Source organism: Collimonas sp., from assembly GCF_039923675.1.
Lineage (GTDB): Bacteria > Pseudomonadota > Gammaproteobacteria > Burkholderiales > Burkholderiaceae_D > Collimonas.
Genome location: NZ_JBDTCG010000074.1, coordinates 1 through 18588 on the forward strand (window position 1 = coordinate 1; position 18588 = coordinate 18588).

14 protein-coding genes, 1 other RNA gene and 1 pseudogene are annotated in these 18588 nt (G+C 57.9%); 9 read left to right on the top strand and 7 right to left on the bottom strand.

Annotated elements, in window-relative coordinates; translation table 11 throughout:
• Positions 1-114: 114 nt before the first annotated feature.
• The 3 genes and pseudogenes from ABI171_RS15405 to ABI171_RS15415 all read left to right on the top strand — a co-directional run.
• A pseudogene (locus tag ABI171_RS15405) lies at positions 115-381 on the top strand (recombinase family protein); the annotation flags it as partial.
• Positions 381-752 carry a site-specific recombinase resolvase gene (locus ABI171_RS15410; RefSeq protein WP_348093411.1) on the top strand — a complete coding sequence of 124 codons (372 nt, stop codon included), beginning with the start codon at positions 381-383 and terminating at the stop codon, positions 750-752. The pseudogene ABI171_RS15405 and the gene ABI171_RS15410, both read left to right, overlap by 1 nt.
• Positions 749-1216: a hypothetical protein gene (locus tag ABI171_RS15415; RefSeq protein WP_348093412.1), complete on the top strand. Its 468-nt coding sequence runs from the start codon at positions 749-751 to the stop codon at positions 1214-1216. The genes ABI171_RS15410 and ABI171_RS15415 overlap by 4 nt, the downstream gene beginning before the upstream one ends.
• On the opposite strand, the gene ABI171_RS15420 is transcribed toward ABI171_RS15415, so the two are convergent.
• From ABI171_RS15420 to ABI171_RS15450, 7 genes are all read right to left on the bottom strand, one after another.
• Positions 1188-1919: a hypothetical protein gene (locus tag ABI171_RS15420; RefSeq protein WP_348093413.1), complete on the bottom strand. Its 732-nt coding sequence runs from the start codon at positions 1917-1919 to the stop codon at positions 1188-1190. The genes ABI171_RS15415 and ABI171_RS15420 overlap by 29 nt on opposite strands.
• A gap of 319 nt (positions 1920-2238) precedes the next feature.
• Positions 2239-2601, bottom strand: a transfer-messenger RNA (tmRNA) gene (gene ssrA / locus ABI171_RS15425).
• Between the two features lie 65 nt (positions 2602-2666).
• On the bottom strand, positions 2667-6332 hold the full coding sequence (locus tag ABI171_RS15430) for a DUF748 domain-containing protein (RefSeq protein WP_348093414.1): 3666 nt from the start codon (positions 6330-6332) through the stop codon (positions 2667-2669).
• Between the two features lie 150 nt (positions 6333-6482).
• On the bottom strand, positions 6483-7145 hold the full coding sequence (locus ABI171_RS15435; RefSeq protein WP_348093415.1) for an HAD-IA family hydrolase: 663 nt from the start codon (positions 7143-7145) through the stop codon (positions 6483-6485).
• Between the two features lie 104 nt (positions 7146-7249).
• Positions 7250-7945, bottom strand: a complete 696-nt coding sequence (gene ubiG / locus ABI171_RS15440) for a bifunctional 2-polyprenyl-6-hydroxyphenol methylase/3-demethylubiquinol 3-O-methyltransferase UbiG (RefSeq protein WP_348093416.1) — start codon at positions 7943-7945, stop codon at positions 7250-7252.
• 143 nt (positions 7946-8088) lie between these two features.
• Positions 8089-8724 (bottom strand): outer membrane protein OmpA, encoded by a 636-nt coding sequence (gene ompA, locus ABI171_RS15445; protein ID WP_348093417.1) that lies wholly within the window; start codon positions 8722-8724, stop codon positions 8089-8091.
• 285 nt (positions 8725-9009) lie between these two features.
• The gene (locus ABI171_RS15450; RefSeq protein WP_348093418.1) at positions 9010-9684 is read right to left on the bottom strand and encodes an OmpA family protein; all 675 of its coding nucleotides are present in this window, start codon (positions 9682-9684) and stop codon (positions 9010-9012) included.
• Positions 9685-10013: 329 nt separating this feature from the next.
• Between ABI171_RS15450 and gyrA the strand changes: the two genes are divergently transcribed.
• From gyrA to aroA, 6 genes are all read left to right on the top strand, one after another.
• Positions 10014-12701 (top strand): DNA gyrase subunit A, encoded by a 2688-nt coding sequence (gyrA, locus tag ABI171_RS15455; protein ID WP_348093419.1) that lies wholly within the window; start codon positions 10014-10016, stop codon positions 12699-12701.
• Between the two features lie 151 nt (positions 12702-12852).
• On the top strand, positions 12853-13959 hold the full coding sequence (serC, locus tag ABI171_RS15460; RefSeq protein WP_348093420.1) for a 3-phosphoserine/phosphohydroxythreonine transaminase: 1107 nt from the start codon (positions 12853-12855) through the stop codon (positions 13957-13959).
• A gap of 100 nt (positions 13960-14059) precedes the next feature.
• The gene (gene pheA / locus ABI171_RS15465) at positions 14060-15133 is read left to right on the top strand and encodes a prephenate dehydratase (protein ID WP_348093421.1); all 1074 of its coding nucleotides are present in this window, start codon (positions 14060-14062) and stop codon (positions 15131-15133) included.
• Positions 15134-15203: 70 nt separating this feature from the next.
• Positions 15204-16310: a histidinol-phosphate transaminase gene (gene hisC, locus ABI171_RS15470; protein WP_348093422.1), complete on the top strand. Its 1107-nt coding sequence runs from the start codon at positions 15204-15206 to the stop codon at positions 16308-16310.
• A 37-nt stretch (positions 16311-16347) separates the two neighbouring features.
• Entirely contained in the window at positions 16348-17247 is a 900-nt protein-coding gene (locus tag ABI171_RS15475; RefSeq protein WP_348093423.1) for a prephenate dehydrogenase/arogenate dehydrogenase family protein, read from the top strand.
• Positions 17247-18587 (top strand): 3-phosphoshikimate 1-carboxyvinyltransferase, encoded by a 1341-nt coding sequence (gene aroA / locus ABI171_RS15480; protein WP_348093424.1) that lies wholly within the window; start codon positions 17247-17249, stop codon positions 18585-18587. Before ABI171_RS15475 ends, aroA begins: the two co-directional genes overlap by 1 nt.
• Position 18588: the final 1 nt, after the last annotated feature.

Consider the following 18588-nt stretch of genomic DNA (forward strand, 5'->3'; position numbering starts at 1 on the left):
GCTGGCAAAGCTGGCTGAAGGCGTTATGCAAAGAGAGAAAATCCAGCATGTGCTGGTGATGGAGGTGTATCAGTTTTAAATCGCTGCGGGCGCCAAAACTGTATCAGTTTTAAATCGCTGTTGACAATCCAGCGCAATGGGGCCCAGATCGACGAGGCGACCACGGTGATGGCGATGGGGCGACTGAACGACGTCTGGGAGCAACTGTTTCCAGCCGAGCGCCATCGAATTGCGAATCTGATGATCGAGCGCATCGACCTTGTCCACACGGGTGAGGTTCAGGGCATCAAGGTGAAATGGCGCGAGATTGGCTGGAACGCGCTGATCGAAGAATTCGCGCCGAGCGGCATTGGTGCCGAATTGCTGGAGGTCGAAGCCTGATGGACGACTCACTGGAAACCTTCGTGCCCTTGGCGTTTCGCCGCAAGGGAGCACGTCGTGTGGTCACGGATGACCGACACGTCCACGACGTGACGCTGCTGGAAGGACTGGCGCGGGGCTTTTACTGGCAGCAACTGGTCGATACCGGGGCAATGGAAAGCGGGTCGGACATCGCGCGGGCAGAAGATCTGCATCCGTCCGTGCCCAACGAACTGATGCGCCTGACCTTGCTCGCGCCCGACATCATCGAACTTTTGATGTCCGGCAGGCAGCCGCGCCGAATGAACCTGATCTGGTTCCAGCGGAACCCGGTGCCGGTAGATTGGGTGGCGCAACGCCAGATCGTGCAACGCTTTGAGGAGGATGTATGAGCAAGAAGCACCGGGGTCGGTACCAGGGTGACCCAGTCACCTACCAATTGCCGTCACCCGCAGGCGGTGTGCAATTGGAGACATTCGTGCCTTGGACGCTGGTCAAACGAGGCTTGAAGAAGCAGATCATCACGCCGCTGGATGCGCCGCAGGAATTCATGGAGGAGGCGCGCCTGGAGCGGCAGGCCCGCGAGTCGGTGCAGGACACCGCGCTGCTACGCGCCCTCGGGCTGGCCTATCACTGGCAGCGGCTGCTGGATGAGCAACGCGTGGGGTCGGTGGCCGAGATCGCGGATGCCGAGGAGATCAACGTGACACAGGTGCGCCGCCTGATGCGGCTGACGCTTTTGGCTCCCGAGGTTGTAGAACGTCTGGTCGGTGCCACCGACATCGTATTGGAGCAGGTGATGCGCCGCCCTTGGCCTAACGGCTGGGTCACCCAGATGCGGGGGCTTCAGCTGTAGTGCTGGAAACCTTTTTGAGCTCAGATATCCGCACGTACATCTTCCTGATGGTTGCTGCAATCGCTCTCTGAGCTGCCTCTTCAGAGATGTATCGATATTCTCCGGGGCACCCTCCTTGCGCGACCAGATCTCGAAAAAGATGGTCGCGGTCAGCCTCTTCTATGCCTGCTTGGTCGCACAAGTCGTCGAACGGACTGGACGCACCGGTCAGCGCAACGATTTCGCTGGCTCTCAACGGCGTCTCAAGAACAACTTCCCCTTGACTGTCGGCAAAGTTAAAAAGCGCTTTTGCGCTCGCACCATCTCTCTGCCGGTAACTTTCTGCGGCAGCAACAAACTCGGGGCACGCCCAAAGAGCGGCAATATTCACCACAACTTCGATGGTAAGAGGATTATGCCGAAAGATTGCGCCGGAAACTGCGCCTGGTTTCGTAAGGCCTTTGAATCGCTCGGCAAACTCCCGCTTGGTTGTCCAGCTAACCATTCCCTCGTTGCGTTCGTCGTTCAAGATCAGATCCGATAACTCGCCTTTGTGTAAAAAGCGCTTTCTGTAGCACGGATCTTCAACGGTCCGAAAGCGTTCGGGCAGAGCACCTGTCACGGCCAGAAGGTTGTTGGCGAGTTGAATACGCAGCGATTGGTTTTCACGCCACCCGTTCTGCCATGCGCCAATCGCGGTCAAAAGGTCATCAGAAAAATTCATCGGAATCAGACACTCGCAAGCAAAAGCAGTAAAGCTTTAGGAGGATACAGCTGCCCGGTGGATTTTAATACTGAGGCCACTACTGCTACAGCAGTTTCCATTCCCAACCTGCACCCCGCAAACCCTCATGAATACTGGATATGGGGTCGAAAGCGCTCGCGAGGCAAACAGAGAAAACAGCGAGGAGAGAGGCTGAAAAAGTGCGGGAACTGGCGCAGTCGTGGAGGTGCCGCGCGCGAGGCAATGGCCCGGAACCGCGCCAACACTGGGGGAACGGGCAAAAAAAATCCCAACCGATAAGGGTTGGGATTTCAAATTATGGTGGAGGCGGCGGGAATCGAACCCGCGTCCGCAAATCCTCTACAGACAGTTCTACATACTTAGTGCTGTCATTTGATTTAACCCAGCCGACGCGGACGCACACGCTTCGTTCAGGCGAGTCACCTAAATTTAACTGTTAGCCAAGTAACCCGGCTAAAAGCGATTCCCTGTAAATGACTCTACTGCTGTTTTACCAGCCCACCCCAGGGACGAGATGGTGTAGAGCTAGCCGGTTATTAAGCGGCTAGTGCGTACGAGTTATCGTTTGCAGTTAGATCTATTCCGATTGTATTTACGAGGTAGTCGGTCCTCGGTATGCCCTGCGCTGCTTTGTAACCCACGTCGAAACCAGGTCGCCCCCAAGCAGACTCTTATTGTAGCCTACTTAGGCCTTCCCTGTCAGGGGCTTGCCAGTGTTGCAAAATCCTATTTCAGCGCAAAATCGACCCGGTTCGGCGCGCCTTTGTCCTTGATGCCGTCGGCAGTCAGTTTCGGCGCGATCAGGAAAATCCGTTCCAGCGGGATCTTGCCCTTGGTTTCCAGGTATTTGCGGACCGCTTCGGCGCGCCGGGTGGCCAGTGCGCTAAGGGCGTCGGAGGTGACCGGCGTGTTGGCGACTATCAACTTTTCCATTTCCTCGGTGGGTAGCGATTTGGCGAAGCCGATGGCGTTGCGCGGCTTGTCGAATTTGCCGGCGCTATATACCTTGCCCATGTATTTATCCTTGTCGGCGTCGGTCAGGGTGACGTCATCCGATCCGGCTTCGTCGCTTTGATCAACCGAATCCTTGAGTTTCAGCTGTTTCAACTGGCGGTTGAGGACTTGCTGGCGCACGCCGTCGGTGTCGGTTTTTGGATCGACGCGACCGATCAGGTCGAGTTTCAGGGCCGGACGGTCATCCAGCGCCTTGGCGATGGTGTCCAGCTTGCTTTGGGTGGCTGCGCTGAGGGTCGCCGAGCCGGGTGCGAATTCTGCATAGCCGAGTTCATCGCCGCCACCGCCGAAAGCCGAGCTGATCAGCGCAAAAGGCGAAGTCACCGCCTTGACGATCAGGTTGATGAAGATGCGGACGATGATGCCGCCTATCGAAAATTCCGGGTCCGACAAGGTGCCGGAAATCGGCAGGTTGATGTTGATCTGGCCGTTGCGGTCTTTCAGCAAGGCGACTGCCAGCAGCACCGGCAGCTTGGTGGCGGTCGGGCTGTCGATCTTGTCGCCGAAAGTGAGCTGGTCGATGCGGACATTGTTTTGCGCCACCAGCTTGTCGTTCTCGATGTGATAGTTGACGTCCATCGACAGCTTGCCTTTCTCGATGGCGTAGCCGGCGTACTTGGCCGCATACGGTGTCAGGCGCGGTAGTTCGACGCCGTTGGCGCTGGCCTTGATATCGAGGAACATCGGCTTGAACAAGGGATTCAGCGAACCGGAAATCGCCACCGGCGCGTCGTTGTCGATCTTGCCGTTGATGTCGATCGGCGCTGGCGCCGGCTTGTCGGAAGCAATCGCACCGACGGTGCCGTTCATGCCGGTCATGTTGGCAGTGTAGTTCGGCTTGACGAAGTTGTCGGTGTAGTTGATGTTGCCGCCCTTGATGACGACCTGGCCGATCTTGATCACCGGTGCGTTGTCCTTGAGGGGCGCGGCTACGATCGGGGCCACGGTAGTGCTGCCTTCGGTAGTAGGCTTGCTGACTTTTTCCGGCGCCGGACCTGAACTGTCGCCAGCTTGGGCAGAGGTCAGGGATGGCGCCGGCGCGCCGGGCGGGGCGTTTTTCGATACGACGATATCTTGCAGGTTCAGCTTGGCTTTGTCCGACAAGATGATGCGCGCGTAAAAATCTTCCAGCGCGATTTTCGCCAGTGTGACGTTTTGGCGCGGGCCGCCGATATTCGCATTGATGCCGCTGACATCGAGCATTTTCCATTTCAGGAAGTCGGCGGAAGTTTCCTTGTCCAGTACGCGGAAATTGGCCAGGCGCAGCGTGCCGTTATAGCCGGTCACCATCTCCTGGCGACCGCTCGGCAGGACCAGCGACAGCTTGCCCTTGGTGCTGGCCAGGCCTGAGCTCAACGTGACGTTCAGGAAGTCGGTAAAGTAGGGCTGCAACGCCGGTACCGGCAGGTTTTGCGCATCGATGTCAAGAGCAACCGATTTCATCTGGGCGGCGACGCTGCCGTCGACCGACAGCTTGCCGCTCTTGTTGAGTTGGGTGCGTAGCGCAATCTTGATCGGCTTGTCTAGCTTGCTGGAGACATTCTCCGCAGTCAGGTTGATGCCGTCGGCGCGCAGCTTGACTGCCGGCTTTACGGCATTGTCGAGGTAGGCGACACTGCTGTCGCTGATGGCGAACTGACCCAGGTTGGCGACCCATTCCGGTCCGCTCTTCTTCGCTGCTGCGCTCGGAGCGCCCTTGGCTGAAGCGCCGGCCGGCGCCAGGAATTGCTGCAGGTTGAGTTTGCCCTGGGCGTCGCGGCGGACGTCACCTTGGATGCCTGCCAGGCGCAAGGCGCTGGCGTTGAAGGTGTGCGCTTCGGTGTCGACGCTGGCGTTTTCCAGGCTGATTTTCTTCGCGGCGATGCTGCCCCCCGCGCTGTTTTTTGACGCAACCTTAAGGTCGTCCACATCAATTCCCAATTGATGCAGCTGGATCCGGCCGCCGTTGATGGCGAGCAAGGTATTCAGCGATAACTGGCCGGACACCACTGCCGCCAGCGAGCGGTTGACATAGGGCTGGTAGGGCGCAAGCGACAGGGCATTGACGCTGGCCTTGCCGGCGACTATCGCTTTGGCCGGCGTGATCTGGCCGATGAACTGGATATGCTGGTCGGTTTCAGTACCGGTGGAAAGCGTTACGGTGGCAGGTTTGGCATCCGCCGCCAGCGACAGGTGGCTCGCATCCAGCGCCACGTTCTTGACCTGCAGATTCAACGCCGGCGAGGCATTGGCGGCATCCAGCCAGTTCACCGTGCCGTCCTTGATGATGAATTTCGCCAGCGTCATTTGCGGCTGCGCTGCGGACGCTTTTTTCGGCGCATCCTTGACGATTTCCTGCTTGGCGGCCGGCGTACTCAGAGCGGCCCAGTTCAGGCTGCCGTTGGCGTTCAGGTTGACCCAGACTTCCGGTTGCCGGATCTCGATCCGGTCGAGCGCAGCTGCGCCGCTAAGGACATTGAATTTGTTGATCTGGGCGCTGATGGTTTGGGCTTTTAGCAGCGGTGCAGCGTTCTTGTCGGCCAGCGCAAGATTTGCCAGCTGCAGCCAGCCGGACAGCAAGACTTCGGGTTTGTCCTTGTTGCGGACGAAGGTCAGGTCGAGTCTGGTGGAGAGTTTGGCGCTCTGGATCGCCAGCGGCAGGGCGACCGGCGAGAAGGCGACATAACTGGCGACATCCAGCTGGTCGATATCGATCGCCAGCGAGGTTTCCTGGCTGCCGGCGAACGGTTTGGTGCGTCCTTTGAGGTCGAACGGCGTGCCGTTGATCTTGGCCGACACATGCGGCTGGACAAAGGTATCGACCTTGCTCGGGAAGTTGGAGACGTAAGGCAGGCCGATATTCAGCGCCTCGATATCGACCAGCTTGTTGGTGACCTTGTCGTCGAACTTGACCGCGCCGTTTTCGAGCTGGATATTGGAGACCGAAAACAAGGCAGGCTTATCGCTCTTGGGCATCGCCAGGATGCGGTCGATGATATCGGAAAAATTATAGCGGCCGATGCCGTCGGCGCTGGTGCGCACGATATGCAGCTTGGGATTGACCAATTTGGCTTCATTCAGCACCGGCGCCAGGCGGAACAGCGAGGCCGACGAGGCGTTGACCAGCAACGTGCTGGCGGAAAAGGCCGGTGTAGTCTTGTCTTGTTCATACAGCGTGAAATCGGAGCCGGTCAGCGTCAGCGTGAATGGATTGAAGGCGATTTTGCCGACCGTCGCCTTGCGTCCTATCTGCGCTTCAACCTGTTGTTCAACCAGATGTTTGGCTACCGGCGGCACTGCCAGCCAGCTGATCAACGCCAATACCAGCACGACGGCGATGGTGATGCCGGTCCAGCGGACGGCACGTGGGAGCCAGGAAGGACGAGGGAGGTTTGCCATTTTTATTCCTTATAGGCAATCATGTCCACAATATACCGCCAGACATCATTGCTCGTTATTTTATTAAAGTCTTTGAAACTGTTTCAGGCAAGTCGCTACGCGACAAGTCATATGCCTGCGCAGGCATATGACCTGATTTACGCAAAAAAGTTACTGCTGAGGCAGCAAAGCCAGCAATTCGTGCGGCGTAGCGATCAGGGCATCCGCTTCCCAAGAGTCCGGTGCGCTCTCTCCGCAATAACCCCAGGCGACAGCGACGGTAGCCATGCCGGCCGCGCGTCCGGCCTGGATATCGCGCAGGTCGTCGCCCACATACCAGCATTCTTGCGGCTGCAGATTGAGGCGGCGCGCGGCTTCCAGCAAGGGTTCCGGGTGCGGTTTGGAGTGGGCCGTGGTGTCGCCGGAAATGACGCAATCGGCGTCTGCCAGGCCAATCTGCGACACCAGCGGATCGGTGAAGCGGGCCGCCTTGTTGGTAACCACACCCCAGCCCAGATGGCGCTGACGCAAGTCTTTCAGTAGCGCGGAGATACCGTCGAACAAGGTGCTGTCGACCGCCAGCGCGGCGGCGTAATGATCGAGGAAGCCGACGCGCAATTCTTCATAGTCCGGATCGCCCGGCTTGAGGCCGAAGGCAGCGCCTATCATGCCGCGCGCGCCGGCTGAAGTGTGGGGGCGCAATTGTTCATACGGAGTGCTGCTCAAACCGCGGTCGTTGCGCAGGCGGTTGAGCGCCGCCGCCAGGTCCGGGGCGGTATCGGCAAGCGTACCATCGAGGTCAAACAGGATGGCGCGCGGCGTTGGCAGGAGCATGGTCGGTTCCTAGAGTGCGATGTGCGAGAAAGCGGCGTATCGCAGGTAGCTGCGGATGCGCCTTGCAGCCGCGTTGGTCAGAGCAGGACTGCAGGATGACTGGTTTAAGCGTGCTTGCTGCACGCCATCAGATAATTGACGCTGGTGTCTTGATTGAGTGAATAGATCAATGTCAGCGGGTTATAGCTCATGCCGCGCATGTCTTCGACCGTCAGACCGGCGTTGCGGGCAAATTGCGCAAGTTCGGAAGGCGTGATGAACTTGGCGTAGTCGTGAGTGCCTTTTGGCAACATTCGCAACAGGTATTCAGCCGCCAGCACTGCCTGCAGATAAGCTTTCAGGTTGCGGTTCAAGGTCGAGAAAAACACTTGGCCGCCAGGTTTTACCAGCGCTGCGCAAGCGCGCACGATGGATGCCGGATCAGGCACGTGCTCCAGCATTTCCATGCAGGTCACGACATCGAACTGGTCGGCTTCGCGGACGGCTATGTCTTCGGCGGCGATTTTCTCGTAACGGACCTGGATTCCTGATTCCAGGCTGTGCAGGTCGGCAACTTTCAGCGCCTTGTCGGAGAGGTCGATACCGGTAACGGTGGCGCCTTTGCGGGCCATGGATTCGGCCAGGATGCCGCCGCCGCAACCGATATCCAGCACATTCTTGCCGGCCAGTGAAGCGCGCGAATTGATCCATTCCAGGCGCAAAGGGTTGATTTCGTGCAAGGGTCGGAATTCCGATTCCGGATCCCACCAACGGTGGGCCAGGTCGCTGAATTTTTTGAGTTCTGATGGGTCTGCGTTCATAGGTTGAATCATAGCTGGAAACGGCGCTTTTGCGGTTTGATGTCTGATTAAAAACGATCTCTGCACGGGCTGCAACAATCAAAACGAAAAGTCAAAGCAAAAAAAACCCCGCCGAAGCGGGGTTCTGATCGAGTCTGAATCAATTAGTTGGTACGTGTACCAACAACTTCGATTTCAACGCGACGATTCTTAGCGCGGCCAGCAGCGGTCTTGTTATCAGCGACCGGTTGCGACTTGCCCTTGCCTTCAGTGTAAACACGGTTAGCTTCGACACCCTTGTGTACCAGGTATGCCTTGACAGCTTCAGCACGGCGAACCGACAGCTTCTGGTTGTAAGCAACCGAACCGACCGAGTCAGTGTGACCGACAGCGATGATGACTTCCAGGTTGATTGCGCCCAGTTTCGATGTCAGATCATCCAGCTTAGCTTTGCCTTCTGGCTTCAGGACAGCTTTGTCGAAGTCGAAGAATGCGTCAGCAGCGAAAGTTACCTTTTGCGATACTGGAGCTGGTGCCGGAACGACTGGTGCTGGAGCTGGTGCCATTGGAGCAGGAGCTGCTTGAGCGATTTCGCCGTCGCAACCTGGAACCGAGTCAGCCGGTGTCCAGTAACCGGTATGCCAGCACAGACCGTACGGGTCACGTGCGATCACGCCGTTCGAGCTTTGCACATAGGCGCTGTTTGGGGTAGGGGCCTGGATATCTTTGATTTCCTGCGCGGAGGCAGAGAGTGCGACGACTGCGGACGCAGCGAAGACGAGTTTTGCTAATTTATTCATGTTTCTCCTCTCGGTTGAGATATCCGCAGATTAACTGCGCAACTAATATACGACATCAAAAATTGGATAGTACCACGTGGTTCAGGCCGTTACGTGTGGGATTGACCACACGCAATGAACTTGACCACCATTCTGCCACAGGCTTCAAGCGCTAGCGAAGGATGCCAAATGATCCAGCACACGTTTTGCCTACTTCGTTGTTTTCATACAACATAACATTATGAAAACATCACCACGGGCGACATATTACATCGGCGCAAGGAAAGTATCTATTTTATTTTGATTTTATTGTATTTTTATTACGACTCTGCGATTCGGGCTGAGGCAAGCGAGGCGTTTCTGGCGGTTTAGCTTGTTGCTGCATGTCACTATTGGATCCGCCGCACCGGCGCCGGCGGTCTCTATTTTATTGCCCACACCTTTGCTTTTCAGGTACTTGGCGACGTTGGCGGCGCGCTGTGTCGATAACTTCTGGTTATAGTTGTCTGTCCCAAGGTGATCGGTGTAGCCGGTTACCAGGATGACTTTGGCGCTGCCGCAATCGGCCAGTTTCACAATGGTGTTTTTATCAATATCTTGTTTGGCGGCTTTGGTCAGAATCGCTTTTCCGAAACTGAAAATGCTATCGCTGGATAAAGTGAATTCACATTGGGCAATAAGAGCCGGCGCCGCAGGTTGGTCGCCGGCAATTGCCGGGGCAACGGCCAGCGCCGGCGCAATCGCTTTCATGACCGGCGAAACCAGTTCTCCATCGCAGCCGGCGACCGCGTCGTTCGCATCCCAATAACCGGAACGCCAGCACAAGCCATCCTGGCTGCGCACCACAGGGCCGCGGCCATCTTGCAGGTAAGCACTTTTTTCGGGGGCGGCTTGAATATCCGTAGTTTGAGCAAAGCTGGAGTGGGCTGCAAAGCCGCAAGCCGAGCCTAACAACAGGCTCAGCGCAATGGTATGACGCATAAATTATTTCCTGATAGAAATGGCGAGGAACGAATAGGACAGTTCCTAAAAGCCGGGCAAGGCGGCATTTAAACATATTTTTTTGCGGCGGCAGGTTTTCGGCCGCTCTGCCTTGCCTGAAAAGCCGGAACTGCCACTCTCGCGTGCTAAAATCACACGGTTATACCTTCGTTTTAAACCGTCTCCCGAGCAAAACGGGGTGTTCAGTTTTAAGCGCTGGTGCTAGTTAGTTGAGGACAGAGTAATTCGCCACGCTACGGTGGCTCTTAAATTCTGTCCCGCAATTAATAATATTGATCAACCCAAGTAAAGACTCGTCGACTCGCTAAATGGATCAATTCGCTAAAGAAACAATCCCGATTTCCCTCGAAGAAGAAATGCGCAAGAGCTATCTCGATTACGCCATGAGCGTGATCGTCGGCCGTGCGCTGCCGGATGTGCGCGACGGCCTCAAGCCGGTGCACCGCCGGGTCTTGTTCGCGATGCATGAAATGAACAATGTCTGGAATCGCCCGTTCGTCAAATGCGCGCGCGTGGTCGGTGAAACCATGGGTAAGTACCACCCGCACGGCGACGCCTCGATCTACGACACGCTGGTGCGGATGGCGCAGCCGTTTTCGCTGCGCTACATGCTGGTCGACGGCCAGGGCAACTTCGGCTCGATCGACGGCGACGGCGCGGCGGCGATGCGTTACACCGAGTGCCGCCTGGACAAGATCGCCGGCGAACTGCTGGCCGATCTGGACAAGGAAACCGTCGATTTCGTGCCCAACTACGATGGCAAGGAAAAAGAGCCGTCGGTATTGCCGACGCGTATTCCCAACTTGCTGATCAACGGTTCGTCCGGGATCGCGGTGGGTATGGCGACCAACATTCCTCCGCACAATATTACCGAAGTGATCGACGGCGCCTTGCACGTGTTGCGGAATGCCGATTGCACCATCGACGAATTGATCGAAATCATCCCGGCGCCGGACTTCCCGACCGCCGGCATCATCTACGGCGTCTCCGGCGTACGCGATGGTTACCGCACCGGCCGTGGCCGCGTGGTGATGCGCGCCAAGACCCACTTCGAAGAATTCGGACGCGAAGGCCGCACCGCGATCATCATCGATGAACTGCCGTACCAGGTAAACAAGAAAGCCCTGCTGGAGCGTATCGCCGAACTGGTGCGCGACAAGAAGCTGGAAGGCATTTCCGACTTGCGCGACGAATCGGACAAGTCCGGCATGCGCGTGGTGATCGAGCTCAAGCGCGGCGAAGTGGCCGAAGTGGTGCTCAACAACCTGTACAAGCAAACCCAGTTGCAAGACACCTTCGGCATGAACATGGTGGCGCTGGTGGATGGCCAGCCTAAGCTGCTTAACCTGAAGCAGATGCTGGAATGTTTCCTGTCGCATCGGCGTGAAGTGGTGACGCGCCGTACCGTGTTTGAATTGCGCAAGGCGCGCGAACGCGGCCACGTGCTGGAAGGTCTGGCGGTTGCATTGGCGAACATCGATGACTTCATCGCGCTGATCAAGGCTGCGCCGACGCCGCCGGTGGCGAAGTCCGAACTGATGGCGCGCTCTTGGGATTCTTCCGTAGTGCGTGAAATGCTGGTCCGTACCGGCGATGAAAACATTGGTGGCATCGAATCCTTCCGTCCGGAAAACCTGCCTAAGCATTACGGTATTCAAGCTGACGGCATGTACCGCTTGTCGGACGACCAGGCGCAGGAAATTTTGCAGATGCGTTTGCAACGTTTGACCGGTCTGGAACAAGACAAGATCGTCAACGAATACAAAGACGTGATGGCGCAGATCGCCGACTTGCTGGATATCCTGGCCAAGCCGGAGCGCGTCACCATCATCATCACTGATGAGTTAACTGCCGCTAAAAACGAATACGGCATCGGCAACAAGGATGAGCGTCGTTCGCAGATCGAACTGAATCCTACCGACCTGGGCACTGAAGATCTGATTACGCCGCAAGACATGGTGGTGACCTTGTCACACACCGGCTACATGAAGTCGCAGCCGGTCTCGGAATACCGCGCGCAAAAACGCGGCGGCCGCGGCAAGCAAGCGATGGCGACCAAGGAAGACGATTGGATCGACCAGCTGTTCGTCGGTAACACGCACGACTACATCTTGTGCTTCAGCAATCGCGGCCGGATGTACTGGCTGAAGATATGGGAAGTGCCGCAAGGCTCGCGCAACTCGCGCGGCAAGCCGATCGTCAACATGTTCCCGCTGCAGGATGGCGAGAAGATCACAGTGGTGCTGCCGCTGTCCGGTGCCAACCGTACGTTCCCTGAAGACCGTTACGTCTTCATGTCGACCAGCCTCGGTACCGTCAAGAAGACGCCGTTGTCTGACTTCAGCAATCCACGCAAGGCCGGCATCATCGCGGTCGACCTGGATGAAGGCGACTTCCTGATCGGCGCCGCGCTGACCGATGGCCAGCATGACGTGATGCTGTTCTCCGATTCCGGCAAGGCAGTACGCTTCGACGAAAACGATGTGCGTCCGATGGGTCGCACCGCACGTGGCGTGCGCGGCATGAACCTGGAAGAAGGACAACAGGTCATCGCTTTGCTGGTTGCGGAAAACGAGCAGCAATCGGTGCTGACGGCGACTGAAAACGGCTTCGGCAAACGTACTCCGATCACCGAGTACACCCGCCATGGCCGCGGCACCAAGGGCATGATCGCAATCCAGACCAGCGAGCGCAACGGCAAGGTGGTCGCAGCGACGCTGGTTGAGCCTAGTGATGAAATCATTCTGATCACTACTGGTGGCGTATTGATCCGCACCCGGGTTGCGGAGATCCGCGAAATGGGTCGCGCCACCCAAGGCGTGACGCTGATCGCAGTGGAAGACGGCACCAAGCTGAGCGGCTTGCAGCGTGTGGTCGAGTCCGATGCGGAAGTTGACGCAGTTGATGTTACGGACGCGGCAGATGCAACTGGCGCGGACGTTGAAGCCGGCGGCAACACCGAAGCAGGTGATGCTCCCGATACATCGGCGGAGTAAGGGAAATTACGCGGCTCAGCCAGGCTGAGCCGCGTATTGTTTTTGGTTTTATCAGCGTAGCAACACGGTAACGCCATCTGCCGGACCACAGTTTTCACCGTATTTTCAAGTAGTCTCTGCAATCCCGGTTCTTTATCTGACGACATTCATCATGCCTATCTATAATTTTTCTCCAGGTCCTGCCGTGTTACCGAAAGAGGTGTTGCAGCAAGCTGCCGCCGAAATGCTGGACTGGCAAGGTAGTGGTATGTCCGTCATGGAAATGAGCCATCGCGGCAAGGAATTCATGTCGATCCTGGCGGCCGCGCAGCACGATTTCCGTGAGTTGCTGGGAGTGCCGGATAACTACAAGCTGTTGTTCATGCAGGGCGGTGCGATAGCCGAGAATGCGATCGTCCCGCTCAACCTGCTGGGCCGCAACGGCAGAGCCCAGCCGGCGACCAGCGATTACATCAACACCGGTTCCTGGTCGACCAAATCGTTGAAAGAGGCGCGGCGCTACGGCAATGTCAATGTTGCTGCGTCTTCCGAAGAGAGCCACTACGCGCAAATTCCGGCACGTGAAAGCTGGCAGCTGTCAAAAGATCCGGCCTATGTACATATCTGCAGCAACGAAACGATAGACGGTGTCGAGTATCACTTCACGCCCGAGGTCGCTGCCGATACCAATAATGCGCCGCTGGTCGCCGACATGTCTTCGCACATCCTGTCGCGGGTGGTGGATGTTTCCAAATATGGCGTGATCTACGGTGGCGCGCAAAAGAATATCGGCCCGGCCGGTTTGACTCTGTTGGTAGTGCGCGAAGACTTGCTCGGCCATGCTTTGCCGGCCTGTCCGTCCGCCTTCAACTGGAAAGTCGTCGCCGACAATGATTCGATGTACAACACGCCACCGACCTATGCGATCTATATCGCCGGGCTGGTGTTCCAGTGGCTCAAGCGGCAGGGCGGCGTCGCCGCAATGGAGCAACGGAATATCGCCAAGGCGGCATTGTTGTACGACTATCTGGACTCCACCGATTTCTACCGCACCAAGATCGCCAGCGGCTGCCGCTCGCGCATGAACGTGCCTTTCTTCCTTGCCGATGAAGCCTTGAATGAAGCGTTTCTCGTGGGTGCGAAAGAACAGGGTTTGCTGCAACTGAAGGGGCATAAATCAGTGGGCGGCATGCGCGCTTCGATCTATAACGCCATGCACCTGGAAGGCGTGCAGGCGCTGGTGACGTATCTGAAGGAATTTGAAAAGCGGCGCGGTTAGGCAGTTAGCGTGCCTGTCGCGTGCGTCTTTGCGGCACGCTCAGCAGCAGAACCAGTGATAGAACTACAGATCGAACCATAAATAGAACCACAGAGCCAACATGAGCGAAGACAAACTTCTCCCCCTGCGCCAGCAGATCGATGCGATCGATACGGAAATCCTGGCTTTGCTGAATCGCCGCGCGCAAATCGCGCAAGAGGTCGGCCACGTCAAAGCCGAAACCAATGCGCCTGTATTCCGTCCTGAGCGCGAAGCGCAAGTCTTGCTCAAGGTCGCAGAACGTAATCCGGGCCCGCTGCAAGGCGCCGATGTGCAGACCATTTTCCGTGAAGTGATGTCGGCTTGCCGCGCGTTGGAAAAGCGCGTCACGGTGGCCTATCTCGGCCCGGCCGGCACCTTCAGCGAGCAAGCGGTGTACCAGCAGTTCGGCCATGCGGTCGAGGGTCTGCCATGCGTTTCGATTGACGAAGTATTCCGCGCGACGGAAGCCGGCACCGCCGATTTCGGTGTCGCCCCTATCGAAAATTCTTCCGAAGGCGTGATCAACCGTACGCTCGATCTGCTGCTGCAAACCACGCTCAATATCAGCGGCGAAGTCTCGATTCCGGTGCATCACAGCCTGATGACCAAAGAAGGAACGATGACGGCCATCACCCGCATTTGTGCGCACTCGCAAGCGCTGGCGCAGTGCAATGCCTGGCTGAATCAGCATTACCCGAACATTGAACGGCAAGCGGTTGCGTCGAATGCCGAAGCGGCCCGCATCGCCAGCGAGAATGTCGCGGTGGCGGCGATTGCCGGCGAAATGGCAGCGCAAAAGTACGACCTGCAAGTGGTCAGCGCCAATATCCAGGACGACCCGCACAACCGCACCCGCTTTGCCGTGGTTGGCCGCCTGAAAAACGGCGCCAGCGGCAAGGACCAGACGTCGTTGGTGCTGTCCGTGGCGAACAAGGCCGGCGCGGTGTACAAGCTGCTGGCGCCGCTCGCCAAGCATGGTGTGTCGATGACGCGCTTTGAATCGCGGCCGGCGCGCATGGGCGCATGGGAATACTATTTCTATGTCGACGTCGAAGGCCATTGCGCCGATGAGCAGGTCGCCAAGGCGCTGGAGGAATTGCAGCAGAACGCCGCCTTCTACAAGTTGCTGGGCTCCTATCCGCGCAGTTTTTAAACCGGCCTGATCTACATCCAGTGAATTATTTCACATAGTTACCTCTTATATTTCGTTCTGAAAGCAGACAATGTCGATTAAATTTGGTCCAGAGTATGTACGCGCTATCGCCCCGTATCAAGGCGGCAAGCCGATTGCCGAGGTCGCGCGCGAGTTCGGCCTGGACGAAGCCAAGATCATCAAGCTGGCCTCCAATGAAAATCCGCTGGGCATGCCGGAATCCGCCAGGCTGGCGATGCAGAAGGCGGTCGCCGATATCGGCCGTTATCCGGACGCCAACGGCTTCGAATTGAAGGCTGCGATTACCGCCAAGTACAACGTGCCGGCGGAATGGATCACGCTCGGCAACGGCAGCAACGATATCCTGGAACTGGCGACCCACGCTTTCGTCCAGGCCGGGCAAGCCGCCATGTATGCGCAATACTCGTTCGTCGTGTACGCCCTGGCGACGCAGGCAGTGGGCGCGCGCGCCATCGTGGTCAAAGCCAAGGACTACGGCCACGATCTGGAAGCGATGGCCAATGCGATCACCGACGATACCAAGCTGATCTTTATCGCCAACCCGAATAATCCAACCGGCAGCTTTGTTCCGGCCGCCGAACTGGAAGCTTTCCTGGCGCGCGTACCGCCGCACATCGTCGTGGTGCTGGATGAAGCCTATAACGAATACCTGCCGCCAGAGCTGCAATACGAGTCGATTTCCTGGGTGCGCAAATATCCGAACCTGCTGGTGTCGCGCACCATGTCCAAGGCCTACGGCCTGGCCGGCCTGCGTATTGGTTTCGGCATCGCGCAACCGGCGATCACCGATTTGCTGAACCGGATCCGCCAGCCGTTCAATGTCAACTCGCTGGCGCAAGCCGCTGCGGTGGCAGCCTTGAACGATACCGAATTCCTGCAGCGCAGCGCGCAGCTGAATCGCGACGGTTATCTGCAATTGACCAAAATTTTCGATGAGCTGGGTTTGGAATACGTGCCGTCATTCGGTAACTTTGTCATGGTCAAGGTGGGTGGCGACGATGGCGCCGGCGCGCGCGTCAATCTGGCGTTGCTGAAGCAGGGGATCATTGTGCGGCCGGTCGGAAACTATGGCCTGCCGCAATGGTTGCGCGTCACCGTCGGCCTGCCAAATGAAAACGCGGCATTTATCGACGCCCTGAAAAAACTGCTGGCCTGAACGGCGGTTTCGATCAATCTTTATTAAAGCAACACTCGTGTTCAAGAAAATCACTATTTTTGGAGTCGGACTGATCGGTGGTTCGTTTGCCCTGGCTTTGAAAAAGGCCGGTGCGGTAGAGCAGATTGTCGGCGTCGGTCGTCAGCAATCGACGTTGCAGCGCGCCCGCGAATTGGGAATTATCGACGTTATCGCCGCCAATGTGGCTGATGCTGTGACTGGCGCCGACCTGATCTTGATCGCCGCGCCGGTGGCGCAGACGGGCGCCATCCTGGTCAGCATCGCGCCGCATCTGCAAGCCGGCACCATCGTCACCGACGCCGGCAGCACCAAGTCGGACGTGGCGCTGGCCGCGCGTGCAGCGCTGGGCGACAAGGTTGGTCAATTCGTACCGGGACATCCGATCGCCGGCCGCGAACAGAATGGCCCTGAAGCGGCACTGGCCGAACTGTATGTCGGCAAGAAAGTGGTGCTGGCGCCGCTGCCGGAAAATACCGAAGCGGATGTGGCCCGCGTCGCAGCCGCATGGCAGCAATGCGGCGCATTGATTCACCGTCTCTCGGCGCAGCAACACGATGCGGTGTTTGCCGCGGTCAGCCATTTGCCGCATGTGCTGGCCTATGCGCTGGTCGACGACATTGCTAACAAGCCGCACGCGGCATCGCTGTTTCAATACGCGGCCAGCGGCTTTCGCGATTTCACCCGTATCGCCGGCTCATCGCCGGAGATGTGGCGCGATATATCGCTGGCAAACCAGAGCGCCTTGCTGGGCGAACTGGATGCCTACCTGCTGCAACTGATGCGCCTGCGCGGCTTGCTGGCGGCCGGCGACGGCCCGGCGCTGGAAGCGATCTACAGCAACGCACAACAGGCAAGACACAACTGGATCAGCGCCATCGAGGCAGCGGAACAACAGAACAAGGAAGGTGGCGACTAATGACTACTCAACGCAAGCAGACTTATCCCGAATACATCGATTTGCATCCTGTGGCGCAAGTACACGGTTCGGTTCGGCTGCCGGGCTCCAAGAGCATTTCCAACCGCACCTTGCTGCTGGCGGCGCTGGCCAATGGCACGACGCAAATTCATGACTTGCTGGCGTCCGACGATACTCTGGTGATGTTGATGGCGCTCAAGCAATTGGGTGTGGTTTGGGAACAAGCTGAAGGCACGCAGACCTATACGGTACATGGCAGCGGTGGCAGCTTCCCGATACATCAGGCCGATCTGTTCATGGGCAACGCCGGCACTGCGATCCGTCCGCTGACGGCGGCGCTGGCGGCTATGGGCGGCGACTACACCGTGCACGGCGTGGCGCGCATGCATGAACGGCCTATCGGCGACCTGGTCGATGCCTTGAATGCGGTTGGTACGCGGATTGCTTATACCGGTGTTGCCGGCTTCCCGCCCTTGCATATCCAGCGTGGCCAGCTGCATAGCCAGCGTATCCAGGTGCGCGGCAACGTCTCCAGCCAGTTCCTGACGGCGCTGCTGATGGCGGCGCCATTGATGGCGAAGAATGACGCAGTGACGATAGAAGTCATCGGCGAACTGATTTCCAAGCCTTACATTGAAATCACCCTCAACCTGATGCAGCGCTTCGGCGTGACAGTCGCGCGCGATGGCTGGCAGTCGTTTACCGTGGCCGCCGGCGCGCAATACCAAAGCCCGAAGGCGATCCACGTCGAAGGCGATGCCTCGACCGCATCGTATTTCCTGGCAGCCGGGGCGATTACCGGTGGCCCGTTCCGCGTCGAAGGCGTCGGCAAGGACAGCATCCAAGGCGATGTGCGGTTTGTCGAAGCGCTGGAGCAGATGGGCGCCAGCATCACCATGGGCGATAACTGGATCGAGGTTTCCTCGACGGGCGCGTTGAAGGCCATCGATGCCGATTTCAACCATATTCCCGACGCCGCCATGACGATTGCGATTACCGCGCTGTATGCCGAAGGCACCAGCACCTTGCGCAATATCGCTAGCTGGCGGGTCAAGGAAACCGACCGCCTGAGCGCCATGGCGACCGAGTTGCGCAAGCTCGGCGCGACCATCGAAGAGGGCAGCGATTACCTGCGCGTGACGCCACCGGCGCAGTTGCAGCCAGCGACCATCGACACCTATGACGACCATCGCGTGGCCATGTGTTTTTCACTGGCCGCGTTGGATGGCGCGGCGCGGCGCGGCACCACGGTGCGCATCAACGACCCGCAATGCGTCGCCAAGACCTTCCCGGATTATTTCACCGTGTTCGCGCAAATCGCCGAGCAGAAATTATTGTAAC